This window comes from Micromonospora sp. WMMD964, from assembly GCF_029581455.1.
GTDB lineage: Bacteria > Actinomycetota > Actinomycetes > Mycobacteriales > Micromonosporaceae > Micromonospora.
Genome location: NZ_CP120860.1, coordinates 2,304,869 through 2,328,501, shown reverse-complemented (window position 1 = coordinate 2,328,501; position 23,633 = coordinate 2,304,869). Strand labels below are relative to the sequence as shown.

Below are 23,633 nucleotides of genomic sequence, written 5' to 3'. Positions count from 1 at the left end.
TTCAGGCGGGATGAGCGTGAGCGAGGCGTGCATAGACGATGACATTGTCGCGGTAGTGCTGGGTGGCGTCGTCGAACTCGCCGCCGCAGGTGACCAGGCGCAGCGCGGCGTGGTCGGTGGCCCCGTACACCTCGTCGGTGGGGAAGCGGTCCTTGGGATACTGCTCGACCCTGGTCACGGTGAACATCGCGGTGCCGCCGTCCTGACGGTCGACGGTGATCCCGGCGCCGACGGGCAGCTTGCCCAGGTCGAAGAACGTCCCACGGCGCCCCTTCCAGTTGACGTGCCCGGCCAGCACGGCCGGGCCGAGCGCTCCGGGCGTCGGCGCCTTGGTGAACCAGCCCACGTCGGTGGCGCTGTCCGGGACCTGCATCGCACCGTCCGCCTGCAGGCCGAGGGCGACGATCGCCGCAGTGGCCTTCAACGACGGGATCGACACCCGCGTCGGCGGCGAGCTGGCCATCAGCGGGCCCGAGGTCAACTCGCCCGGACTGGTCGCCGGGACAGGCGACGCGTTCCCGGCCGATGCCGCAACGGACGCCTCGGGTCGTGGGGGGTCGCCCCCCGGGTCGGCGACCGCGAGACCGATCGTCACGGCTGCCGTCACTGTGAGAATGCCGGCCACCGCCAGGAGCGCGAGACGCCCCTGACGGTGGCCGGTCGGCACTGGTGCATCGCCGGTGTCTGTCACGAATACTCCCGGCTCAGCGCTCGCCGACGAGCCGGCGTCGCGCGACGACCGCACCGGCGGCGCCGAGCAACGCGAGGCCCCCCACCGACCACATCATGGTCGGTGATCCGCCGGAGGTGCTGCCGTCACCGGTGGCGACACCCCCAGCGGGTACGGAGCCAGCGGCCGCGCCACTGACCATGCCGCACGTCGCGGGATCGGTGGCCTCGGCGGGGATCCCGTTGACACCGATGGACTTGGCGAACGTCGACTCCCCGAGCGCTTCCATGTCGTACTTGCCGTTCTTGTTGGCATCGATTCCGTGCTGCACGAGGTGCAGGTCCTTCAGGTGCTCGATCGTTCCGGCGGGTAGTTCGGCGGCCGGGATGGTGCGCTCGTAACTGAGGTTGCCCTTCGCGTCGGCCTTCGGCATCCGGTCCACCGCGAGTCCGCTCGCCTTCGTCGTGTCGCCGGTGGTGGTCAGCGAGATGAAGATGTCCCCGTACATCTTGAGGCCCTCCTCAGTGCTCACGTAGCCGTTGCCGTTGGCATCGGCGGACTTGTCCGGGCAGTGGAAGTCCATGCCGTTGGCCGCGCCGTGCACGTGCTGGGCGTGCGGCGAGTTCGGCGTCATGCCCTTCGACCGGATCATGACTTTCAGGTCACCGCCGCTCGTCGCGGTCAACGTCGCGGTTCCCGTCGCGCCGGTTTCGTTGAGGTCCTGCAACTGGACCTGCACGCTCTCGTCGGCGTGCGCGACGCCGGGGAACGCGAGGACCAGCGCGGCTGCGGGCACGGCGAGCAGGGCTCGGGTCAGTCTCACAACAAATCTCCGTCTCCGCCGGTACGGCGAGTTGATACTCAGGTGCTGTCGGGAGGTATTCGTCGCGTGCCGCGCGCCGGATTGGTGCCGGACCGAACTCTTTCCGGAGGATCTGACAGCCCGGCGGTCCTACGGTCGCCGTCCGGGTGCCGCCGCCCCATCTGCCAGTCGCACGTCGACCACATAGGGTGGATGGCGGACCCTCGCGCTGGAGGCTGTTATGGATCTGCTGTTGTCGGCTCGACCGGGCCGGGGTTGCACAGTTGTCGAGGCGCGAGGTGAGCTCGACATGGCCACCGCCCCGCAACTGCGCGACAGCCTGCAGCAGCTCATCGATTCCGGCGACCGGCAGGTGGTGGTCGACCTGTCAGGGGTGGGGTTCATCGACTCGAGCGCGCTGGGCACGCTGGTGGTGATGTTCACGTCGCTGCGCGACGTCGACGGCCGGCTGAGCCTGGCGGGGGTGCAGCCCGGGGTACGCCGCGTCCTGAGCATCACGTCGGTGGACCGGGTCATCGACATCTACAACGACGTACACACGGCCGAAAGCGACATCTCGATCTCCGGCGGCGTCACCCGGGGCCAGTAGTCACCCGAGCAACGCCACGCTGGCACGCTCCAGATCGGCACCCGCGCTGGTACGCCGGTCCTCCCCGTGCCCGCCGTACCAATCGATGATCAAGAGGGTCGCGTCGTCGGCAAGAGTCGGACCACCCACTTCCAGCACCGCGTCGGCCAACGCCCGGACGGCCTCGCGGGGGTGCAGCTCGCTGATCGAGCCCAACACGGCGGGCAGGTCCACGTTGGCGGCGTTGCGTTCCACCATGCCGTCGGTGACCACGACCAGACGATCACCGGGTTGCAGGGTGATCTCCTCGTGGAGGAACTCGGCCGCACCGAACATCCCCAGCGGAAAATTACCCGGCAGCCGCAGCGGCTGGGCTTCCCCGCCCCGTACCAGCAGTGGCGGTACGTGGCCGGCGTTGAGCATCGCGCACACCCCGGTACGCAGGTCGAGACGGCCGAGGACCGCGGTGACGTAACTACCGCGCACGCCGGCGTGTTCAGCCACCGCGGCGTTCGCGACATCAGCCTGTTCGACCAGTTCAGCGCCGCGTCGGCGGGTGTTGCGGAGGCTTCCCACACCGAGAGTCGCCGTCAGGGCGCTCGCCACGCCGTGGCCCATCGCGTCGGTGACGCTGAAGTGCAGCACATCGCGACCCAGGCTGTAGTCGAACGTGTCCCCGCCGATGCTGGCAGCCGGCTCCAGCCAACCGGACAACGTGAACGCACTGGCCTCACAGGTGAACGCCCCCGGCAGCAACCGGCGCTGGATCTCCGCGGACAGAGTGAACGGAGTCGTCCGTTGGCCCCACTCGAACAGGTCGGTGTGCCGCCGGTTCGCGATCACCACGAACGCCAACGCGTGCGCCGTGCGCGTGATCTCGCCCAACGCCTGCGCCGAGGGCTCCTCCGGTAACACCATCTCCAACAGGCCGATAGCCTCACCACGCTCCGTCACCGGCGCCAACACCATCCAGTCGTCAGACCGCGCGACCACCTGCACCGTCTGGGTGCGCAGCGCCTGCTCGGCCAGGCTGCCGTCGAACGGCAGCACGGTGGCGACCTCCCCACCGTGCCGGCGGCTCCCGCCCGCGTCGTCGATCGGCACATGCGCCAACCGCACCAGCGCCCGCCCACTGAAGTCGGCGATCAGGAACGAGACGGCCGAGGCGCCGAGCGCCACACCGACCTCTCGGGTGACCGCCTCGACCGCCTCGACCGGCGAGGCCGCCTCAGCCGCGTCCAACATGCCGGCCAGGGCTCGCCCTTGACTGCTCTGCACCCTCAGAGTTTACGAACATCCCCGGCCGACGGAGACGGAGCGCTGCCGACGCCTCCGACCGCCGACAACGCCCTGTGGCAGTTTCAGCGACGTTCCAGGCCGCGCAGGATCAGTCGCCGGGTGGACCCCATCCCGAAATGATCAGCCTCACCCGAGATCTCGGCGACCGCATACAGAACGGGCTCGACGTCGATCCCGTTGTCGCGCGCCCGCTCGCACAACTCCCAGATCTCCATGAGGTCGTCGCGTGGATCCGCAGACTGGTCCCGGGCGGAGATGTGGACCAGCCGTCGACGAAACTCGGCGGCGGCCGAGGGGAACTCATCGTGGAGACCGACTCCCCAGCTGAAAGCTCGATGGGCGCGGAAGATTCGGCGGACCTCGTCCCTGGTCACCTCGTCACCGAACTCGTAGACGTCCAGCAGAGCGGCCAGGGTCGCCGCCGCCTCAACGGCCACCCCGGCTTCCTCAACTGGCGGCTTGGCTGCTGACAGCTTCGCTGGCCAGTCCGGATCCGTCAGGTCCACCGGACGATCAGCGATGTCCCGGAGAAGGGCGTCGATGACGGCGACGTCCTCCCGAATCGCGGCGAGGTCCATATCGCGGAATCTAACCGTCCCTCTCGCGGGATGGCTGCGCCCTGGGGTAGGGCCTGCCCCACCGGCGACATTCCCGCTCACCGGCTGTCACCTTGATCTACCGCTTCGTAGGGTCGGAGAGAGGAAACCATCGAATTCGATGTCCTTTTCGTTACGGGGGTAGTCGCGTGACGTTCTCCATCAAAGACCCGCCAGTCGTGAATGAGGGATCACCCAGAACGGGCTCCCGGATCGCCGACGTCGACGCGCTGCGCGCCGTGGCGCTGCTCCTCATCCTCATTGTCAACATCGCCTTCTTCAGCTCCGGCTATTCCTTCCATCTGGTTCCGGATCCCGCGTACGACTCGTGGGGCGACCAGGCGGTCCGGTGGCTGGTCGAGCTGCTCTTCGCGATGAAGGCGTACCTGCTCTTCTCCTTCCTGTTCGGCTACAGCTTCACGCTCCAACTCGACTCCGCCGCGCGGCGGGGCGTCGACTTCGCCCCCCGGTTCCGGCGACGGCTGGCCGGGCTCTTCGTGCTCGGCATCCTGCACGCGGTGCTGCTGTTCCAGGGCGACATCCTGGCCACGTACGCGTTGCTCGGCCTGGTCCTGCTCGGCATGCGACGAGTCGCCGTCGGCACCGCCGTGCGCACTGCCGTACTGCTGACCGGCGGGATCGGTCTCGTCGTCGCGCTCGCCGCCGTCGGCGGGGCTCAGCTGGTCACCGATCCGGCGGCGGCGCTCGCGGCGGGGCAACGGTCCACCGAGGCACTGCAGGGCGGGATCGGGTCGGTGATCGCCGAGCACGTACGCCAACTGCCGGCGATGGTCGGCACGCTCCTCGTGCAGGGGCCGCTCGCCCTCTCGGCCTTCCTCTTCGGTTACGCGGCCGGGCGACGCCGGCTGCTCACCGACGCCGTCGGAAACCGGCAGCTCCTGCGCCGGGTGCAGCAGCTGGGCTATCCGATCGGCCTGGCCGGTGCGGTGATCTTCGCCGCCGGTGGGGGCACCGCCAACCTGACCGGGCTGGCGGCGGGCGTACTCACCGCGCCGCTGCTCGCGGCCGCGTACGCCGCCACCCTTCTCCAGTTCTTCCAGACCAGCCGGGGACGGCGGGTAGTCGCCGTAGTCGCGCCGGCCGGACGGATGTCCCTGTCGAACTACCTGGGTCAGTCGCTGCTCTGTGTGCTGGTCTTCACCGGCGTCGGACTGGGCCTCGCCGGCACCGCCGCACCTGCTGTCGTCCTCCTCATCGCGGTCGCCATCTACGGTGCGCAGCTCGCCGCGAGCGCGGCGTGGATGGCCCGGTTCCGGTACGGACCGGTGGAGTGGCTGTTGCGGGCCTGGACCGAGCAGCGGTGGCCACCAATCCGCGCCGCCGACAGGGTCTGACGGTCCCGCCCGCGCCGGGTTCCCCGATGCCGCCGGCTGAGCTGCGCTACAGGGACGCAACGTTCGGTGGCAGGTCGTCGTCGCGTCCGGTCTGAGGTAGCTCAGCCGCAGCCGCGATGGCCTCGACGGCGTCGACCAGGGTGGTGGTTTCCGGTAGGACGAGTTCGTCGGGCCATCCCAGGACGTCATGGGCGGCGTACCAGCCGCTCATCTGCTCGGCGCTGAACTCACCGACCTGCGGGCGCGTGAGGTGCCGGCGCAGGGTCTCGGCCAGGGACACGTCGAGATAGCAGAACAGTGACCGGCCGCGGTGGTCGTGCCGCAGGGCGGTCAGCATGCTGCGGTATCGGCTGGTGTGCATGATGCCCTCCAGCACCACGTGGTAGCCGTGGTCCAGCGCGAACCGGACCGTCTGACCGATCAAGTCCGGTGCCGCGCCGCCGGGCTTGTCCCGCTCGCGCAGCAGGATGCGGCGCAGGTAGTCCTGCTCGACCAGGGCGCAACCCCGGCCGTGCCGGCGTCGTAGCTCGCGGGCGATGCTGCTCTTGCCCGAGCCGGAGTTGCCCCGGATGCAGACGAGGATCGTGTCCGGGCTGCCGGTGGGTTCAGCGAGCACGATCCCTCCTCGGATTCACTCGTTGCGCACGCAGACCTGCTCGTCCGGCCGGTGGCGATACGACAACGGCATTGGACGGCACCATCGCACGAAAAAGGCCCTTCCCCAGTGTGATCCACCAGGTCAGGGCCTTGATCGTTGGTGCGCCGCCAGGGACTCGAACCCCGAACCCGCGGATTAAGAGTCCGCTGCTCTGCCAGTTGAGCTAGCGGCGCTCACCGACAACGGGACGAGACGTTAGCACGCCCGCGTATCCGCCCGGAGAGGCAGTGGCCAGCACCGGAGACGGGTGGCGAGAATCCGGCGGACCCTGGCAATTTCGCCTCTCGTCCCTTATGGCAGGCCTTCCTAGGCTCCTTCTCCACACGCTTCAACGGGAACGGAAACGGTGCTGGTCGTGCTTCGCTATGTCATGCCCGTGGTGATCGGGCTGGTCTACGTCGGGCTCAACTCCCTCGTGCCGGAGCCGCACCGGCGGCGCCTGAACGCGCTCATCGTCACCGGCGCCGGGGCCGCCTACATCAGCGGTGGCGGATTCGGACTGTGGGAGCTGGCTTTCTGCGCGCTGCTGCTGGTGGTGGGCTACGCCGGGCTCACCTCGTACACCTTCATCGGCGTCGGATGGCTCCTGCACACGGTCTGGGACGTCGTGCACCACCGGCGCGGTACCCCGATCATCCCGTCGCTGCACGACTCGTCCTTCGGCTGCGCGCTCTGCGATCCGGTCATCACACTGTGGTGCTTCGCCGGTGGCATGTCGGTCAAAGACCTGTACGACCGGGTCGTGCGGCGGGCGGACGATGCGCGCCCGCCGGTCACCGCACAGTCCTGACTGGTTGAATTCCGCCATGCACACCGTGGCCGTGCTCGCCCTCGACAGCGTCGTCCCGTTCGACCTGGCCACCCCGATGGAGGTCTTCCACCGCACCCGCCTGCCCGACGGGAGCGCCGGCTACCGCGTCCTCGTCTGCGCCGCCACGCCGACGGTCACCACTGGCGCGTTCAGCATGGCGGTGCCATGGGGCCTGGACGTCCTCGTCGACGCCGACACCGTCGTCGTGCCGGGTGTCTCCGACCCCGCCGCCGCGACACCCACCGCGGTGCTCGACTCGCTGCGCGCCGCCGCCGCGAATGGCGCCCGGATCGCTTCCATCTGCGGTGGGGCGTTCACCCTCGCCGCCGCCGGCCTGCTCGACGGACACCGCGCCACCACGCACTGGCTCGCCACCGACCGGCTCGCCGCCCAGCATCCGCGGATCCAGGTCGACCCCAACGTGCTCTACGTGGACAACGGCCAGTTCCTGACCTCCGCCGGCGCCGCTGCCGGGCTCGACCTGTGCCTGCACCTGGTCCGCCGCGACCACGGCGCCGCCGTCGCCGCCGACGCGGCGAGGTTGTCCGTCATGCCGCTGGAACGCGCGGGCGGACAGGCGCAGTTCATCACGCACGAACCACCGGCCCCGGAGGGGGCGACCCTGGAGCCGCTGCTGGCCTGGATGCGCGACAACGCCCCACGTGAGTTGACTCTCGCCGACATCGCCCGCCACGCCGGCATGAGTACCCGGACGCTGAACCGGCGCTTCCGCGACCAGACCGGCACCACCCCGCTGCGGTGGCTGCACCGGGTCCGCGTCCACCAGGCGCAGCACCTCCTGGAGACCACCGCCCATCCCGTGGACCGGGTGGCGGCGCGTGTCGGTTTCGGCTCCACCACCGCCTTCCGGGACCACTTCAAGCGGATCACCGGCACCAGTCCGCAGGCGTATCGGCGCAGCTTCCCCGGCGGGTGACCACGACGCGCGGGGCGGCCGATGGACGTAGCACGACAGGCAGGGGTCCGCCTCACTTCAGCGTCAGCGTGACCTGCCCGGTCGCGGCCCCGGACGGGTCTACCACCACTGTGTACGTGCCGGAGCTCGGCAGCACTGTCGGCGCGATGTCGCCGGCTCCGTTGATCACGCAGCCGCTGGTGATCGGGCTGTCGTCGGGGGCGCGTAGCTCCAGCACACCGCACTGGTCGGGCAGGTCGGAGGCGGTCGCGGTCAGGCTCACCGACGTACCGGCGTCGGCGGTGAACCGGTAGGTGGTGACGGCGCCCGGTCGGTCGATGGTGGCGACGACCGGCGGCCCGCCGACGGTGATCGTCGCCGCCTGGTCGCGGCTGCTGAGCAGCCGCAGTGTGGTCGCGCCGGTGGTGCGCCCGGTGGGGTCTACCACCACGGTGTACGTCCCGTCGGCGGGCAGCAGGGTGCCGTCGATCTCGCCGACGCCGTTGATCACGCAGCCGCTGCTCAGCAGCCGGTCCTCGGCGCCGCGCAGTTCCAGCGGGGAGCACTGGTTGGGCAGTGTGCTCGTGGGCACCTCGACATAGACGCGTTCACCCTGCTGCCCGGTGAACCGGTACCGGGCCCGCGCGCCGGGCTGATCCAGCGTCGCGGTGACCGCCGGGCCGTTCGCCTGCAGCGTGCCGTCGACGTCCCGAGCCACGTACACCCGGACGGCTGCTCGTCCGGTGTCGCCGGGGGCGGCGGTGACCCGCACGGCGTACGTGCCGGTGGTGGTGAGGTCGACGCGGTCGATGTACCCGACGCCGTTGATGGCGCAGCCGCCCCCGACGTACTGGCCGGTCGGGTCGGTGAGCGCGTACGGCGAGCAGCGGTCGGCGATCCCGGGCGCGGAGGCGTCGACGAAGACGGCGTCCCCGGCCCGACCGGGGAACGTCAGTGGCGGCCCGCCGGGGGTAAGGCTGGCGGTCGCCACGGGTACGGCGGTGATCGGCGTGGCGGCGGGCGGGGCGACCCGCTCGGTGGTGGCGCCGGCCACCGCGAACTCGGGGCGGCCGCTGACCGCGACGTCGAAGACGCACTCGGCGAGCTGGGCGGGGGCGGTGATGCCGGCCCACCGGCAGATCTGCTCGGCCGCGGCGCGGCGGGCCGGGTCGAGGTCGTCGACGGTGACCTCCCGTTCGGGGAAGGCGCGGTCGGTGAACGTGCCGGTGTCCTGCCCGTCGTCGTAGTGCAGCAGCGAGCGGTCCGGGGTGATCCGCCAACTGTCCGCGTACGCCGGGTAGAGCTGCGCGAACGGCACCGGCTGGGTGAGCGCGGTCCCGGAGGACGGTGCGATGTCGTCGGCCGGGTCGCCGTCGAAGTCGCCGAGCAGGCCGCGTACCTTCCCGGCCCGGCCGTCGGCGAGCCTGACCAGCACCCGGTAGCCGTAGTGGCCGATCTGGTCCACCGCCGCCGCGGAGCCGTCCGGCCACGTCACGTCGTACCCGTCGGTGGGTCCGGTGTCGGAGGGGCGGCGGGTGAGGGTGCCGCCGCCGGGCAGGTCGGTGCGTTCCGGTGGCGCGGCCAGCGACGTGCCGTCGACGTGTACGCGGGTGCCGCCGTCGGTGAGCGTGAGCGCGACCCGGTGGGCACCCACCCGGAACGCGACAGCCGAGTTGACCGAGGCGGTTCGGGTGCCGACCATCGGCGCCTGCCGGACCTGCACCTCCAGCGGATCGCCGCCGGTGGCGGTGACCAGCGTGAACTCGCCCACGGCCTGGAAGTCGTAGGCGACCCGGTCGAAAGTGACCAGGTGCGGGTCGCCGTTGCTGCCGCCGCAGTCGGCGCCCTCCTCGCAGAGCTTCACCGGGCCCTTCTGCGGGGGTTTCTTCTTCGCCGGTTTCTTGCACTCGTCGAGGCTCTTCGGCAGCGGCTTCCCGTCGTACTCGGTGCGCGGTGGCAGGCCCTTCGCCGCCCGGTAACGGTTCTCCGCGAGAGTCGCCTTCACCTCGGCGGTACGGATCTCGGTGCTGCCGCAGTCGCCCTGCGGAACCTTGTTCTGGGAGATGTCGTCGGCGTGGTTCAGCTCGTGGTAGAGGGCGGCGCAGGGGTCCCGGGCCACACCGTCGCCGTACGGTTCGACGGAGGTGGGATTCCAGGTGACCGTCGAGGATCCCTTCCCGTCGGGGCTGTCCGGGGTCTCGAACGCGCCCGAGCCGCCGGTGGTCGGGATGATCCGCACCCGGGGAGACTTCTTGTCCCGCAGCCGCGGGAGCAGGCCGGACGGGTCCCCGCCGGGCGCGGCGAACCCCTTGAGGCAGTTGTCGACAGCGCCCTGGAAGTCGACGCCGCTGACCGGCACGCCACCGGTCGGGTCCACCGCGTAGTCGGCCCGGGCCGGTCGGGACCCGCCGACGACCAGTGCGCCGACCGACACCAGCAGCAGTGCCACCGCGGCGGCGGTCGGCCGACGGCGGCGTGTCCGCCGGAGGACCAGCACCAACACGACGGTGAGTAGCGCCAGCAGCAACGCCGACCCGGCGAGCCACAGCCAGCGCCGCTGGGCCAGGCCACCGCCATCACCCACCGTGAAGGTGGTCGTCCGCAGCGTGGTCCCGCCCGCGCAGAGGCCGGTCGCGCCGGTCACCGGCAGGGGCAGGTAGCCGGCGGTCACCTCGTACCGGCCGGGAGCGCCGACCGGCCACAGCGTGTCCAGGCCACCGCCGTCCGGGGTCGCCGCCACCGAGCGGAGCAGCACCGCGTCGGGCGTGTCACCGTCGTGCAGGCGTACGCCGGTCAGGCTCACCGTCGTGGTCGCACCGGGTTCCACAGTGGTGAGGCCGGCGGTGGCGGCAGCACCGATGCCGTCGTCGTGGAAGCTGCGGGCCAGCGTCGGCGTGAGGTCCCGCCCGTCGAGGCGTACCCCGGTCACCTGGACGGTGCCGACGGCGCTGGTCGGCAGCGCGCACGCCGCTCCGCCGGTGTTCGTGACAGTGAGGTCGAGGCGGACCTGGTCGCCGGCCCGGTAGTCGGTCTGGCCGGGCCGCAGGGCCAGGCCGAGGCCGCCGTCGGCGGGCGCCGCGGCGGCGCTCACCGCTCCGGCCGCCAGGGCGGTCAGCAGTACGGAAACCGTGGCCGCGAGTCGCACCGTCCACCTCATGGTGCGGACTGTAGGGGCGCGACGGCCGGTCTCCGCACGCACTGTCGGGGACCGGTCCCAGCCGTCACGCGCCACACCGAGTGCGCGTGGCAGGGCCTCGCCTGCCACCACACGACAAAAGCCCTGACCAGGTGTGAACCACCAGGTCAGGGCTTTGATCGTTGGTGCGCCGCCAGGGACTCGAACCCCGAACCCGCGGATTAAGAGTCCGCTGCTCTGCCAGTTGAGCTAGCGGCGCTCATCGGCAACGGAGAGAACATTAGCACCCCCGGAACCTGGGCTCCAATTCGGTTGCCCGGCTCCCCCCTTCGGTCGAGCTTTGCCGACAAAATGCCCCAAACCGCCGCAGCCGCACACGACGGGGACTTGAGTTGCGGCGTCGATGCGGCACGATGTCCGCCAGGTACGCGAGAACAGAGGTGGGCATGGCACGGTTCACGCGAGCCGGAGCGGTGGTGGGCGCTCTGACTCTGGCGGCGTCGCTGGCACTGACCGGGTGTGGCGACGAGCAGAAGAAGCCGGAATTCGTGGGCGGGACGTCGGCGGCCGACCCGGGAGCCGCGCCCGGCTCGTCGGCGAGTCCGGACCCGAACGCGCCGAGCACACCGAGCGGGCCGACGCTCACCCTGAGCCCGGCCGACGGCACGAAGAACCGGCCGGTGAGCACGGAGATCAGTGCGAAGCTCCCGGACGGCGGGAAGGTGTCAGCGGTCACCCTGACGGCGGACGGCGGGGGCACCGTCGAGGGCAAGCTGCGTACCGACGGTTCCGCGTGGGTGCCGTCCGCCCCGCTGAAGTGGGGCACCCGCTACACCGCCACGCTGACGGCGAGCGGGGCCGACGGCACGAGCAGTCAGGGCACCAGCACCTTCACCACGATGGTCAAGCCCAAGTCGACGATCGGCTCCGGCCTGTACCTCTTCGACGACAAGAGCTACGGGGTGGCCATGCCGGTGGTCACCGAGTTCCACCCGGGCATCCCGAAGAAGGACCGGGCCGCGGTGCAGAAGCGGATGTTCGTCCGCACCGACCCGCCGCAGCCGGGCGCGTGGCACTGGGTCGACAACGGTACGCAGGCCTACTACCGGGCCCCGGAGTACTGGAAGCCGGGCACGACCATCACCGTGCGGATCGCCATCGCGGGGATGCCGCTGAGCAACGGCAAGTACGGCGACGTCGACCGCAAGGCCAGCGCGAAGATCGGCCGGTCGTTCGAGATGAAGGTCGACAACGCCACCAAGAAGATGACCGTGTACGAGAACGGCGCGGTCGTGCGCACCATCCCGGTGAGCCTGGGCAAGAAGAGCACCCCGTCGTCGAGCGGGACCATGGTCGTGATGGAGAAGAAGGAGGCCACGGTCTTCGACACGCGCGACGACCCGGACCCGGCCAACCGCTACGTCACCGACATCCAGTTCGCCCAGCGGCTCACCTGGGGCGGCGAGTACATCCACGCCGCGCCCTGGTCGGAGCACGTGCAGGGGCGGCAGAACGTGTCGCACGGCTGCGTGAACGTGTCGATGGTCAACGCCCGGTGGCTGTTCGAGAAGACCCGCATCGGTGACCCGATCACCATCAAGGGCACCGAGCGCAAGATCGCTGCCGGCAACGGTTGGACGGCGTGGAGCCTGAGCTGGTCCGCGTTCGTCAAGGGCAGTGCGCTACCCGTACCCAGTGGTGGGGCCGGCCCGGCGCTCTGAGTCGCCCGACGTCTATGTGCCGGTCCGGCCGATGGCCGGGCCGGCGCGTACTCTTGCAGTCCCGCGCCGCGACGACGCCGCGGCGACCCCTCAGCCCGGCACGGAGACGAAGCACGCTCACGAAACGCCGGATAGTAGCAAGAATCCGGCACCCTGGTCGGCGTGTTTCCGTTCACCCTCGGCAACCGGGGGCGGCTCTGGCGCGTCAGTAGGAGACGATGGGGCAGCGACCACGACTGTGAGGGAATCATGCGAGCTAGCCAGGATCGGCTGATCAGGCGAGGCGGGCGAGGCCGCGTGTTCGCGGCGGGTCTCCTCGCCGTGGCGCTGGCCTTCACCTCGGCGTGCACCGACGGCGACGGCGGCAAGCCGTCCTCGTGGCACGGCGGTGGCGAGGACGCGGCGCCGAAGGCGGCGGCGACCATCAGCGAGCCGGCGGCCGACGCCAAGGACGTGCCGGCCTCCACCGGCATCACCTTCACCACGAAGGACGCCAAGGAGACAACCGTCGAGCTCAAGGACGCGGCGGGCAAGGCGGTGGAGGGCACCCTCGCCGCGGACGGCAAGTCCTGGCTGCCGTCCGGCGCGCTGGACTACGGCACCGCCTACACCGCGACCGTGACCGCCACCGGCGACGACGGCCGTCCGGCCACCGCCACCAGCACCTTCACCACGATGGCCAAGCCGGCCAATCAGGTACGGGTGACCAGCTTCCTCGGTGACAACCAGGTCGTCGGGGTCGGCATGCCGTTGATCGTGAAGTTCAGCCGGGGCATTCCGGAGGACTACCGCGACGACGTGCAGCGCCGGATGACGGTGACGTCGACACCGGCGCAGGAGGGCATCTGGCACTGGGTCAGCCCCACCGAGATCCGGTACCGCCCGAAGGAGTTCTGGAAGACCGACAGCAAGGTCTCCTACCGCGTGCAGGCCGGCGGCCTGCCGATGGGTGACGGTTGGTACGGCCGCGCCGACCTGAACGTGGACATCAAGATCGGCCCTGCGGTGGTCATGACGGTGGACAACAAGACCAAGCGGATGACCGTCACCCGCAACGGCTCTGTGATCAAGACCATTCCGGTCAGCCTCGGCAAGAAGAGCACCCCGTCGTCGAGCGGCACCATGGTCGTGATCGAGAAGCTGCGCAAGACGGTCTTCGACACGTTCGAGGAGCTGGGCCCGGAGGAGGGCTACCGCACCAAGATCGACTTCGCGCAGCGTCTCACCTGGGGCGGGGAGTTCATCCACGCCGCGCCCTGGTCGGAGGGCCAGCAGGGCACCACGAACGTCTCGCACGGCTGTGTGAACGTGTCGATGGCCAACGGCGACTGGCTGTTCAAGAACACCCAGATCGGTGACCCGATCACGGTCAAGGGCACCGAGCGCAAGCTGCAGAACGGCAACGGCTGGACCGACTGGAACATGAGCTGGGACGAGTACGTCAAGGGCAGCGCCCTGCCGTACGAGCCTCCCGCCGACCCGGACACCACCCCGACGACGCCGGACGGCGCGACCCCGTCGGCGACGCCGACCGCCTGACCCAGGGTCGACTCGCGTTACCGGAAACCGGGGCAGCCCAGCGAGGGGATGCCCCGGTTTTCCGGTAACCGGAGTGGATCACGCCCGACAACGACGAAGGCCCCCTCCGAAGAGGGGGCCTTCTCGTGGGGTGACTGATGGGAATTGAACCCACGACAACCGGGACCACAACCCGGTGCTCTGCCAACTGAGCTACAGCCACCATGCCGCCGTCGCCCGGTCGATCGCCCCGGGCGGGGTGCGGACCAATAATAGCGGCACCGCCGCCGGCCCCGTCCAGCGGGTTCCCCGCCCACCGCGGCCGCGGTCAGAGTTCGGCGGCGATCGCCTTGGCGGTCTCCACGTCGGGGCCGGGCAGCGGGACGAAGAGCGTCCGCCGGTAGTACTCCAACTCCCTGATGCTCTCCCGGATGTCGGCCAGCGCCCGGTGGGCGAGCCCCTTCTGCGGCTGGCCGAAGTACACCCGCGGGTACCAGCGGCGGCAGAGTTCCTTGATCGACGAGACGTCGATCATCCGGTAGTGCAGGTGCGCGTCGAGGCGAGGCATGTCCCGGGCGATGAAGCCCCGGTCGGTGGCGATCGAGTTGCCGCACAGCGGGGCCGTACGCGGATCCTTGACGAAGCTGGTCACGTACTCCATCACCCGGTCCTCGGCCTCGGCGAGGGTGACCGCCGAACGACGGACCTCGTCGGTCAGGCCGGACTTGGCGTGCATCGTCTGGACGATCTCCGGCATCGCCTCCAACGCCGCCTCGTCGGCGTGGATCACCACATCGACACCGTCACCCAGCACGTTGAGTTCCGGATCGGTGACCAGTGCCGCGACCTCGATCAGTTTGTCCCTGCCGAGGTCCAACCCGGTCATCTCACAGTCGATCCAGACGAGGAGTTCAGCCACCGGGACAGCCTACGCGCAGCCCACGCCCCGCGGCTGCGCGCTCTCGGCGGACCGGCCCGCTAGGGTTTCGGGGTGCCAGCAGAACCCGTCGCACCGCCCGCCGTCACGGACGACGATCCCGGCGGCCGTACGGTCCGTCGCCTGGTCGCGGTGGTGGCTCTTCTCGCCGTGCTGCCGGCGCTTTACCTGCCCGGCCTGGTGCACAACTTCTTCGATCTCAAGATCTATATGTCGGCCATGGACTGGTGGCGCGTCGGTCATCCCCTCTACGACTACGTCCAGCCGGACCGGGTGCAGGGCGAGCTGTACTTCACCTATCCGCCGTTCAGCGCGCTGCTGCTGTGGCCGTTCGGTCTGCTGAGGCTGGGCGCCACCGTGGCGATCTTCACGGTGCTCACCGTGCTGGCCGTGGTGCTCACCACCCGCTGGCTGGTGCTGCCGGTGATCGCCCGGCACGGCCTGCCGCGGACGTTCACACTGGTCGCCGCCGTGCTCTTGGTGCTGGCTGTGGAGAGCATCCGCGAGACGATCACCTTCGGCCAGATCAACATGCTGCTGGTCGTGCTGATCCTGGCCGACCTGCTGTTCGCCGTGCCGCAGGCGCGACGCTGGGCCGGGGTGGGTGTGGGACTGGCGACGGCGCTCAAGCTCTTTCCCGGCATCTTCATCGTGTACCTGCTGGCCACCCGGCGGTGGCGGGCCGCGGCGGTGGCCGGCGCCACCGCGGCGGCGGCGACCCTGCTCGCGGCGGCCATCGCCCCCAGCGACTCGTGGCGGTTCTGGACACACGAGCTGTGGACCACCGAGCGGGTCGGACGCACCGACATCGTCGGCAACCAGTCGCTGTTCGGGCTGCTCAGCAGGTTCACCGCACCGGAGAAGCCGGACCGGCTGCTGTGGCTGCTGCTGGTCGCCGCGGTCGCGGTCTACGGGCTGTGGCGGGCCACCCGCGCCGCCCGGGCCGGTGACGCGTTGACAGGTCTGACGCTGACCGGGCTGGTGGGGGCTCTGGTGAGCCCGATCAGCTGGACCCACCACATCTACTGGTTCGTGCCGGCGGTGGTGCTGCTGGTCGACGCGGCGCTGAGCGCCGATCGGCCGGAGCAGGCGGGTCGGCGCTGGTGGTCCGCCACGCTCGCGCTGGTCACCACAGTCGTGATCGTCTACGGGGTGGTGACGTTCCAGAAGTGGGGCGCGGGCGTGATCCGTACCCATGACCCGGTGGACTTCGTCGCGCAGAACACGTACGTGCTGCTCAGCGTGCTGCTGTTGGCGGCCCTGCCGATCCGTTCGGGACACGCGACGGAAAATCGCACCAAATGGACAGACCTCTCGACTAGCCGCGATCAACGCTAATCTGACCTCATCTACCCCAAGCGTCGCTCGGGTAGCACCGCTCCCCCGGTGAAGGTGGCCCTCCGCGTCGGCAGCGCGGAGGGCCACCCGCCGTTGCGGCTCCGGAAACGCGCCGGCCCGCCCGATGGTGCGGGCGGGCCGGCGGGCGCGTCGGGGGTCAGGCCTTGGCGAGCGGCTCCCGACGGGTCCGCGTGAAGGCCAGGCCGCCCAGCACCAGGCCGGCCAGACCGGCGACGAGACCGGCGACACCGAGGCCGACAGCCAGGCCGTTGCCCTCGTCGTCATCGTCGTCGTCGGGAGCCGCGACGGCGGCGGTCGGCGTGGTGGCCGCGCCCTCCGGCGCGGCGGCGGCCAGGGTGAGCACCGGCGCGGGGTGCTCCGGCTCCTCGCCGCCCGGTGCCGGGTCGTCGATCCACCGCGAGATGTTGCCGTCCGAGTAGGTCTGCAGGACCTTGAAGACCATCGTGTCGACCTTCGGCAGCGGCCCCATCGAGACGGGGAACTCCTGGAACTGCCCCGGCTTCACGGCCGCGTCGCCGGTGGCCGTCCAGGTGATCTTGGAGACCGCCTCGGTGAGCTGGCTGCCGTGCACCTCGATCGGCGGGTCCACCTTGCGCTTCTCGGTGGCCACCGTCCACCCGGGCACCGGCATCGTCGACACCGAGCCGACGGGGGCGTTCTCCGGCAACACCACCTCCAGCTTGTTGGTCGAGGCGGTGTCGCTCTCGTTGGGCACCCGGAACGCCACCCGCGCGTAGCCGCCCTGGGTCGCCTCCTTCGGGTTCACCGTGACGTGGGCGGACGCCGGTCCGGCGAAGCCGAGCACAGCGGTGGCGGCGGCGGTGACCGCCAGGGCGGCAGCGGCGGTTGCGGTACGCCGGAATCGGGTCATGGGTTTCGCGGACCTCTCTAACGGATGGGCACGGTGGCGGTCACCGTGGCCTGGTCGATGTCGGTCGTACGGGCGGTGATCTTCAGTTGCCACTCGCCGGCGGCCGGCAGGCTGATGTCGCCGTAGGCGTGGTTGTCGGTCAACGGCAGCAGCGGAACCTCGATCGGCTCGATCCCGGCCGAGGGCAACGCCACTGTCGCCCGCCACTCCTTGACCGGCAGCGGCAGGTTGTCCTTGCTGTACGCGTACAGGTGCACGGAGTTGTTGCCCCGCTCGGCCGGGCTCAGCTCGACCTGCATGGTGTAGAGCGTGCTGGTCAGCGTGGTGGTGAACTGGCCGGCCGAGACGTCGGACGACTCGGCGGAGGCGGTCCGGGCGGGCGGCGTCTGCACGAGGGTCGCGGACAGGCCCAGCACCACCGCCGTCACGGCCAACTCCACCCAGACCGCCCGGCGGACCGGAACGGGACGCTGCGCCGCGACCCGACTGCGCACCAACTGCCGGGAGTACGCGGCCACGCCGATCACCACCGCGAACAGCGCGATCTTCGCCAGCAGCAGTCGACCGTAGGTGGTGCCGACCAGCGCCTGCGGGGTGGCCACCTCGATCAACGCCTGCACGGTGCCGCCGAGCAGCAGGGCCGAGACGGCGAGCGCCGCCCAGCGGGACCAGATCGGCAGGATCGCACTCAACTCCCGCTCGTCGGCCTGGCGCAGCAGGAAGACGGCGAGCATGAGCAGGCCACCCAGCCAGACCGCCATGCTGCCGAGGTGTACCGCGTCGACCACCACGGAGACCGCCGGTGCCGGGGAGGCCGCCGGGTGCCCGGCCAGCGGCCAGGTCAGCAGGGCGGCGACGCCGAGCACGGCCAGGATGATCGCGTCGGTGCGGCCGGCCGGGCGGGCCAGCAGCGGCCGGAGCAGGAAGACGGAGGCCGCCAGCAGGCCCAGCCGGACCAGGTGGGCGGCACCGAACGGGCTGCCGAAGACGGTGGCGAACCCCTCGCCGGACACCTCGAAGAGACCACCGCCGCCCGTGTACGGCACCTGCAACCACAGGTCGGCGAGCGTGGCGACGGTGACCAGGCCGAGGCCGGTCCAGGCCAGCCGGCTCGGCTCCCGCCGGGAGAGCCGCTTCGGCCACAGCGCGGCGAGCACCAGCACCGGCCCGACCAGCAGCACCAGGCCCGCGTAGCCGAGGAACCGGGCCACCTTCACGGCGGTGCTCACCACCGGGTCGGCGCGGCTGTCGTCCCCACCGGAGTCGGCCGGCGGGGTCGAGGGCGCACCCACCGAGTACGTGAACGCGCCGGACACCGGGTGACTGTCGGCGGAGATCACCCGGAAGCTGACCAGGTAGGTGCCACGTCCGGCGTCCGGGCTCACCGGGATCGTCACGACGGTGTTGTCGAAGGCCGGCTCACCCCGATCGGCCCGGGAGCCGTCCGGAGCGATGACCCTGATCTTGCCGGGCACCTTACGGACCGACTCGCTGAACGTGAGGACCACCTCGGACGGCCCGCTCGGCACGACCGAGGAGGCAGCCGGGCTGCTGCTCTGCAGCACCGCGTGGGCGCTCGCGGAGGTGGCCGGCGCGATCAGCAGTGCGCCGACGGTGACCAGCAGGCCGGCGGCGACAGCCAGCCGGGCGAGCCAGCGGTGGGGGGCGACAGTCATGCCAGCCATGGTCGCCGACAGGTGTGGATCTCGGCGACCCGAGTCGGGCAGAGGGCTCAACTCTGCTCAGCCGCCGGTGCCGCGCGTGAGGGATCGCGTGTCATGAGGAGGTAGTCGGTCCGCGGTGGGAGAAAGTTCCCGGGGTGGCGCAGACCATCCACGGGCCGAAGGCCCCTGTCGCTCGGCGGAGCGGCGCGTATCGTGGTTTGTCGTGATCCCCGTCCCGCGTGACACCGGTTCCGCCGGTCCGGCCGAGCCGGCCGACGACGTCGCCCGGGACCCGGCCACCGAGTGGGCGCTGAGCGCGCGACACGGCGACCCGACCGCCCAGTCGGCGTTCGTCCGGCTGACCCAGGCCGAGGTCTGGCGTTTCGCCGCCGCCCTGGTCGACCCGGACAGCGCCGACGACCTGACCCAGGAGACGTACCTGCGGGCGTTCCGGGCTCTGCCCGCGTTCGAGGGCCGCTCCAGCGCCCGCACCTGGCTGCTCGGCATCGCGCGCCGGGCCTGCGCCGACCACCTGCGCACGGTGATCCGTCGCCGCCGGCTCGACGAGCGCCTGACCGCGAACGCGTACACCGACCGCCCGCACCCGGACCCGTCCGGGCAGCTCGGCGCCACCGACCTGGTCCGCCGGCTCAGCGCCGAGCGACGCGCCGCGTTCGTGCTCACCCAACTGCTCGGCCTGTCGTACGCCGAGGCGGCAGCCGTGGAGGGGGTGCCGGTGGGCACCATCCGGTCCCGGGTGGCCCGGGCCCGCGACGAGCTGGTCGAGGCCGTCGGCGACGCCCTGGCCGGCTGATCCCGGAACTTCCGGCGGAGACGGAACGACAAATGAGCGTGACTGCACCTCCCGGCCGTTGGCCGGTGCTCCGGCCCTGGCTCGGCACGGTGGCCCGGCTCGGCCTCGCCGCCGTCTGGCTCGTCGCCGGCGCGTCGAAGGTCGGTGACCTGGCCGCCTCCGGGCGGGCGGTCAACGCGTACCAGGTGATGCCCTACGACGTGGCGACCGTGATCGGCGCGGCCCTGCCCTTCGTCGAGCTGGCGCTCGGCGTGCTGCTGCTGGTGGGGCTGGCCACCCGGCTCGCCGCCGGGGTGTCCGCCGCGCTGCTGGTGGTCTTCATCGCGGGGATCGCCTCGGCCTGGGCACGCGGGCTGGCCATCGACTGCGGCTGCTTCGGCAGCGGCGGGCAGCTGGCCGAGGGACAGGCCCCCAGTTATCTCCCGGAGATCCTCCGGGACCTGGGATTCTTGGTATTGGCCGGATTTCTGCTGATCTGGCCACGTACGCCGGTGTCGGTGGACGGGTGGTTGGCCGGCGAGCCCGTTGTGGAGGACGAGGATGAGTAGTCGCAAGGGGCAGCGGGACGCCGCCCGGGTGGTCCGCGAACAGCTCGCCCGTGAGCGGCGGCGTCGGCGCACGATATGGGTCTCCGCCGCCGCGGTCGTCGTCCTGGTCGTCGCCGGAGTCGCCGGTTGGGCGATCTGGTCCAGCCAGCGGTCGGACAGCTTCAACACCCCGCCCGGCGCGAACGCCGACGGCACCGGCATCGTCACCGGCGGCGGGCCGGTCACCGTCGACGTCTACGAGGACTTCCTCTGCCCGGCCTGCAACCAGTTCGAGCAGACCAGCGGCGAGACGCTCACCCAGCTGGCGGCCGACAACAAGGCGAAAGTGGTCTACCACCCGGTGGCGTACCTCAACCGCTTCTCCACCACCGAGTACTCCAGCCGTTCCTCGGCCGCCTCCGGCTGCGCGGCGGCCGGCGGCAAGTTCCGGGAGTACGCGTCCGCGCTCTTCGCCAAGCAGCCGCCGGAGGGCAGCGCCGGTCTGGACAACGACGAGCTGATCGACATCGGTGTCGGGGTGGGCCTCGACCGGGGTTCGTTCGCCGGCTGCGTCAAGGACGGCACGTACCGGACCTGGACCGAGCACGTCACCGACGAGGCCAGCCGGAGCAACGTCACCGGCACACCGACGATCCTGGTCAACGGCGAGCCGCTCGCCGACCGCAGCCCGCAGGGCCTCAGCGCCGCCGTGGCGGCGGCCGGCAAGTGATCCGTACCCTGCTGACCCGCGCCGCGGTCGTCGTCGCCGCGGCCGGCGCGGCCACAGTGCTCACGGCGGCGCCGGCCGCCGCGCACGGCGCGGACGCCCCGGACGGCACCGACTACCGGACCCGGACCACCGGGGTCGCGCCGGCGCGGCCCGGGCTGGAGGTACGCGTCGTCGAGGCGGGCGCCCGACTGGAGCTGACCAACCGCAGCGGCCGCGCCGTCGAGGTGATCGGTTACTCCGGTGAGCCGTACCTGCGGGTCGGCCCGGACGGCGTCTTCGAGAACCGCCGCTCCCCCGCGACCTACCTGAACCGCACCCTCGCCGGGGACACCGCGCTGCCGGCCGAGGCCGACCCGGCCGCACCGCCGTCCTGGCGGCGGGTCGCCGACGGGCCCACAGTGCGCTGGCACGACCAGCGGGCGCTGTGGCAGGAGTCGGGCCCTCCGGCGGCGGTACGCGCCGCACCGGACCGCGAACACCGGGTGCGGGACTGGACGGTCCCGCTGCGCGACGGCGCGGACCCCGTCGTGATCGGCGGCACGCTCGACTGGGTGCCGCCGCCGGACGCGTACTCCTGGTGGACGGTGACCATCGTGGGGCTCCTCGCGGTGGGCGCGCTCGGTCTGGTCGCCGCCGCCTCGGCGGTCGGCGGGCGAGCGCTGTCCGCGGTGGGCGCGCTGCTGATCGTCGGCGGCGCGGTCGCGGTGGTGTACCCGGTGGGTCGGGAGTTGGACGCCGGCGCGCAGGGCGTCGGCGGTGTGCTGCTCGGGTTGCTGTCCGGGCAGATCTGGTCGCTGCTCACCGGGCTCGGCGCGATCGCCGCCGGGTGGTACGCGTCGGCCCGCCGCCCGGCCGCCGACTTCGCGGTGGCGTTGGCCGGGGCCTGCCTGGCGCTGTTCGCGGGCGCGGCGAACGCCGCCGTCTTCGCCCGGTCCATCGCGCCGGTGCCGTGGTCGCCCGGGATCGCCCGCGTCATGGTGGCGACGGTGCTGATCACCGGCGCCGGAGCGACAGCCGCCGGAGTCCTGCGCCTGCACGCCGCCTCGCGGGCCGCCCGAGCGCCGCGCGTCGAGGACGCCGAGCAGGGAGCTACTGATCGGGGCGCCCCCGATCGGGGCGCTACGGCCGCGGGCTGAAGCCGTAGGGGAGTTCGAGGCGGTGGCGGGCCAGCAGGGCCGGGTCGGTCAGCAGATCCAGGGTGGGGGCGTCGGCGACGATCCGACCGCCGTCGAGGATCACCGAACGGTCGCACAGCTCCGCCGCGTACGGCAGGTCGTGCGTGACCATCAGCAGCGTCACCGGCAGGTCGCGCAGGATCTCGGCCAGCTCACGGCGAGCCGCCGGGTCCAGGTTCGACGACGGTTCGTCGAGCACCAGGATCTCCGGGTGCATGGCGAGCACGGTGGCCACCGCCACCCGGCGGCGCTGCCCGAACGAGAGGTGCTGCGGCGACCGGTCCCGGTGCTCACCCATCCCCACCGCGGCGAGCGCCTCGTCCACCCGGGCGGTCAACTCCGCCCCGCGCAGGCCCAGGTTCGCCGGACCGAACGCCACGTCCTCCGCCACCGTGGGCAGGAACAACTGGTCGTCCGGGTCCTGAAAGACGATGCCCACCCGCCGACGGACCTCGGCCAGGGTGGCCCGATCCGGCGTGACGGTCAGCCCGCCGACGCTCACGCTGCCCTCGGTCGGGGTGAGGATGCCGTTGAGGTGCAGCACCAACGTGGTCTTGCCGGCGCCGTTGGGCCCGAGCAGCGCCACCCGATCCCCGCGCGGCACGGTCAGGTCCACCCCGTGCAGGGCGACGTGCCCGTCCGGGTACGCGTACCGGACACCACGAACGTCCAGCGAGACAGCGGTCTGCACGACACCGATCATGACAGGACGACGGCGGTGGCGGCGATGGAGGCCGCCAGCACCGGCACGGTCGCCGCGACCAACCACTGACCGACGCTCGCCGCGCCCTCGCCCTGCCACACGACAGGCATCCGCCCGTTGTAACCCCGGGACAGCATCGCCAGATAGACCCGCTCGCCGCGCTCGAAGGCGCGCAGGAACAACGCCCCGATCCCGGCGGCGAAGCCGCGCAACTGCCACAGGAAGCGCGGGTCGTCACCCCGGGACATCCGGGCCACCCGCATCCGTCGCGCCTCGCCGACCAACACGTCCAGGTAGCGCAGCATGAACGTGGCGATCTGGGTGAGCACCTGCGGGCAGTGCAGCCGGTCCAGTCCCACGATCAGGTCCCGGGTGGTGGTGGTCGCGGCGAGCAGCAGCGAGGCGAGCACACCCAGGGTGCCCTTGGCCAGGATGTTCCACGCCCCGTGCAGCCCGTCCTCGGACAGCCGCAGACCCAGCACCTCGACCCGGTCACCGCTGCCGAGGAACGGCAGCGCGACGGCGAACAGCACGAACGGCACCTCGATCAGCGCCCGGCTGAGCAACCACCGCGGCCCGACCCGGGCCAGCGCCGCCACCACGGCCACCAGCAGGGCGTACGCGCCGAAGGCCCAGAACGCCTCGCGCGGGGTGGCCACCACGGCGATGGTGAAGACCACCATCGCCGCGATCTTGACCTCGGGCGGGAGCCGGTGCACCGGCGAGTCGGACTCGCGGTACAGCACATGCCCGTGACCGGCACCCATCTCCGCGTACTCCTT

The 23,633-nt window shown here is 71.3% G+C and carries 22 protein-coding genes and 3 tRNA genes; 11 read left to right on the top strand and 14 right to left on the bottom strand.

Annotation, left to right across the window (positions count from 1 at the left end; all coding sequences use genetic code 11):
• Position 1: 1 nt before the first annotated feature.
• Positions 2-463, bottom strand: a complete 462-nt coding sequence (locus O7616_RS10935) for a class F sortase (RefSeq protein ID WP_282306681.1) — start codon at positions 461-463, stop codon at positions 2-4.
• 241 nt (positions 464-704) lie between these two features.
• Entirely contained in the window at positions 705-1,493 is a 789-nt protein-coding gene (locus O7616_RS10930) for a hypothetical protein (protein WP_282306680.1), read from the bottom strand.
• Positions 1,494-1,713: 220 nt separating this feature from the next.
• On the opposite strand from O7616_RS10930, the gene O7616_RS10925 reads away from it, so the two are divergent.
• The gene (locus O7616_RS10925) at positions 1,714-2,082 is read left to right on the top strand and encodes an STAS domain-containing protein (RefSeq protein WP_282306679.1); all 369 of its coding nucleotides are present in this window, start codon (positions 1,714-1,716) and stop codon (positions 2,080-2,082) included.
• Here O7616_RS10925 and O7616_RS10920 read toward each other — a convergent pair whose 3' ends face one another.
• Positions 2,083-3,339, bottom strand: a complete 1,257-nt coding sequence (locus tag O7616_RS10920) for a PP2C family protein-serine/threonine phosphatase (protein ID WP_282306678.1) — start codon at positions 3,337-3,339, stop codon at positions 2,083-2,085. It abuts the gene before it with no gap.
• A gap of 83 nt (positions 3,340-3,422) precedes the next feature.
• The gene (locus O7616_RS10915) at positions 3,423-3,938 is read right to left on the bottom strand and encodes a hypothetical protein (protein ID WP_282306677.1); all 516 of its coding nucleotides are present in this window, start codon (positions 3,936-3,938) and stop codon (positions 3,423-3,425) included.
• Between the two features lie 197 nt (positions 3,939-4,135).
• On the opposite strand from O7616_RS10915, the gene O7616_RS10910 reads away from it, so the two are divergent.
• Entirely contained in the window at positions 4,136-5,311 is a 1,176-nt protein-coding gene (locus O7616_RS10910) for a DUF418 domain-containing protein (RefSeq protein WP_282306676.1), read from the top strand.
• 46 nt (positions 5,312-5,357) lie between these two features.
• Here O7616_RS10910 and O7616_RS10905 read toward each other — a convergent pair whose 3' ends face one another.
• Positions 5,358-5,927 carry a kinase gene (locus tag O7616_RS10905; RefSeq protein WP_282306675.1) on the bottom strand — a complete coding sequence of 190 codons (570 nt, stop codon included), beginning with the start codon at positions 5,925-5,927 and terminating at the stop codon, positions 5,358-5,360.
• A 139-nt stretch (positions 5,928-6,066) separates the two neighbouring features.
• Positions 6,067-6,142: transfer RNA gene (locus O7616_RS10900), tRNA-Lys, on the bottom strand.
• A 182-nt stretch (positions 6,143-6,324) separates the two neighbouring features.
• Here O7616_RS10900 and O7616_RS10895 point away from each other — a divergent pair.
• Both O7616_RS10895 and O7616_RS10890 read left to right on the top strand, forming a co-directional pair.
• Positions 6,325-6,759 (top strand): DUF6010 family protein, encoded by a 435-nt coding sequence (locus O7616_RS10895; protein ID WP_282306674.1) that lies wholly within the window; start codon positions 6,325-6,327, stop codon positions 6,757-6,759.
• A gap of 16 nt (positions 6,760-6,775) precedes the next feature.
• On the top strand, positions 6,776-7,717 hold the full coding sequence (locus tag O7616_RS10890; protein ID WP_282306673.1) for a helix-turn-helix domain-containing protein: 942 nt from the start codon (positions 6,776-6,778) through the stop codon (positions 7,715-7,717).
• A 52-nt stretch (positions 7,718-7,769) separates the two neighbouring features.
• On the opposite strand, the gene O7616_RS10885 is transcribed toward O7616_RS10890, so the two are convergent.
• Positions 7,770-10,853 (bottom strand): VWD domain-containing protein, encoded by a 3,084-nt coding sequence (locus O7616_RS10885; protein ID WP_282306672.1) that lies wholly within the window; start codon positions 10,851-10,853, stop codon positions 7,770-7,772.
• 162 nt (positions 10,854-11,015) lie between these two features.
• Positions 11,016-11,091 (bottom strand) — tRNA-Lys (locus tag O7616_RS10880).
• 187 nt (positions 11,092-11,278) lie between these two features.
• Between O7616_RS10880 and O7616_RS10875 the strand changes: the two genes are divergently transcribed.
• Both O7616_RS10875 and O7616_RS10870 read left to right on the top strand, forming a co-directional pair.
• Complete coding sequence (locus O7616_RS10875) at positions 11,279-12,553, top strand: Ig-like domain-containing protein (protein WP_282306670.1); 1,275 nt, start codon at positions 11,279-11,281, stop codon at positions 12,551-12,553.
• A 249-nt stretch (positions 12,554-12,802) separates the two neighbouring features.
• Positions 12,803-14,092, top strand: a complete 1,290-nt coding sequence (locus O7616_RS10870) for an Ig-like domain-containing protein (protein ID WP_282306669.1) — start codon at positions 12,803-12,805, stop codon at positions 14,090-14,092.
• Between the two features lie 126 nt (positions 14,093-14,218).
• Here O7616_RS10870 and O7616_RS10865 read toward each other — a convergent pair.
• Positions 14,219-14,294, bottom strand: a tRNA-His gene (locus O7616_RS10865).
• A gap of 105 nt (positions 14,295-14,399) precedes the next feature.
• Positions 14,400-14,990, bottom strand: coding sequence for an oligoribonuclease (gene orn, locus O7616_RS10860; protein ID WP_282262181.1), 591 nt, complete (start codon positions 14,988-14,990; stop codon positions 14,400-14,402).
• A 72-nt stretch (positions 14,991-15,062) separates the two neighbouring features.
• Here orn and O7616_RS10855 point away from each other — a divergent pair, with 72 nt between their 5' ends.
• Positions 15,063-16,346 carry a glycosyltransferase 87 family protein gene (locus tag O7616_RS10855; protein WP_282306668.1) on the top strand — a complete coding sequence of 428 codons (1,284 nt, stop codon included), beginning with the start codon at positions 15,063-15,065 and terminating at the stop codon, positions 16,344-16,346.
• A 157-nt stretch (positions 16,347-16,503) separates the two neighbouring features.
• On the opposite strand, the gene O7616_RS10850 is transcribed toward O7616_RS10855, so the two are convergent.
• Entirely contained in the window at positions 16,504-17,238 is a 735-nt protein-coding gene (locus tag O7616_RS10850) for a YcnI family protein (protein ID WP_282306667.1), read from the bottom strand.
• Positions 17,239-17,255: 17 nt separating this feature from the next.
• Positions 17,256-18,923: a copper resistance protein CopC gene (locus O7616_RS10845; RefSeq protein WP_282306666.1), complete on the bottom strand. Its 1,668-nt coding sequence runs from the start codon at positions 18,921-18,923 to the stop codon at positions 17,256-17,258.
• 202 nt (positions 18,924-19,125) lie between these two features.
• Here O7616_RS10845 and O7616_RS10840 point away from each other — a divergent pair, with 202 nt between their 5' ends.
• Genes O7616_RS10840 through O7616_RS10825 form a run of 4 tightly spaced genes read left to right on the top strand, consistent with a single transcriptional unit; the run spans position 19,126 to position 22,109 of the window.
• Positions 19,126-19,716, top strand: coding sequence for a sigma-70 family RNA polymerase sigma factor (locus O7616_RS10840; RefSeq protein ID WP_282262189.1), 591 nt, complete (start codon positions 19,126-19,128; stop codon positions 19,714-19,716).
• Positions 19,717-19,748: 32 nt separating this feature from the next.
• Complete coding sequence (locus tag O7616_RS10835; RefSeq protein ID WP_282306665.1) at positions 19,749-20,264, top strand: MauE/DoxX family redox-associated membrane protein; 516 nt, start codon at positions 19,749-19,751, stop codon at positions 20,262-20,264.
• A complete protein-coding gene (locus tag O7616_RS10830; protein WP_282262192.1) occupies positions 20,257-20,973 on the top strand; it encodes a thioredoxin domain-containing protein in 717 nt (238 codons plus the stop codon). Before O7616_RS10835 ends, O7616_RS10830 begins: the two co-directional genes overlap by 8 nt.
• Positions 20,970-22,109: a hypothetical protein gene (locus O7616_RS10825; RefSeq protein ID WP_348773862.1), complete on the top strand. Its 1,140-nt coding sequence runs from the start codon at positions 20,970-20,972 to the stop codon at positions 22,107-22,109. Before O7616_RS10830 ends, O7616_RS10825 begins: the two co-directional genes overlap by 4 nt.
• On the opposite strand, the gene O7616_RS10820 is transcribed toward O7616_RS10825, so the two are convergent.
• Positions 22,093-22,851, bottom strand: coding sequence for an ABC transporter ATP-binding protein (locus O7616_RS10820; protein ID WP_282306664.1), 759 nt, complete (start codon positions 22,849-22,851; stop codon positions 22,093-22,095). The genes O7616_RS10825 and O7616_RS10820 overlap by 17 nt on opposite strands.
• Complete coding sequence (gene cbiQ, locus O7616_RS10815) at positions 22,848-23,618, bottom strand: cobalt ECF transporter T component CbiQ (protein ID WP_282306663.1); 771 nt, start codon at positions 23,616-23,618, stop codon at positions 22,848-22,850. The genes O7616_RS10820 and cbiQ overlap by 4 nt, the downstream gene beginning before the upstream one ends.
• Positions 23,619-23,633 lie beyond the last annotated feature (15 nt).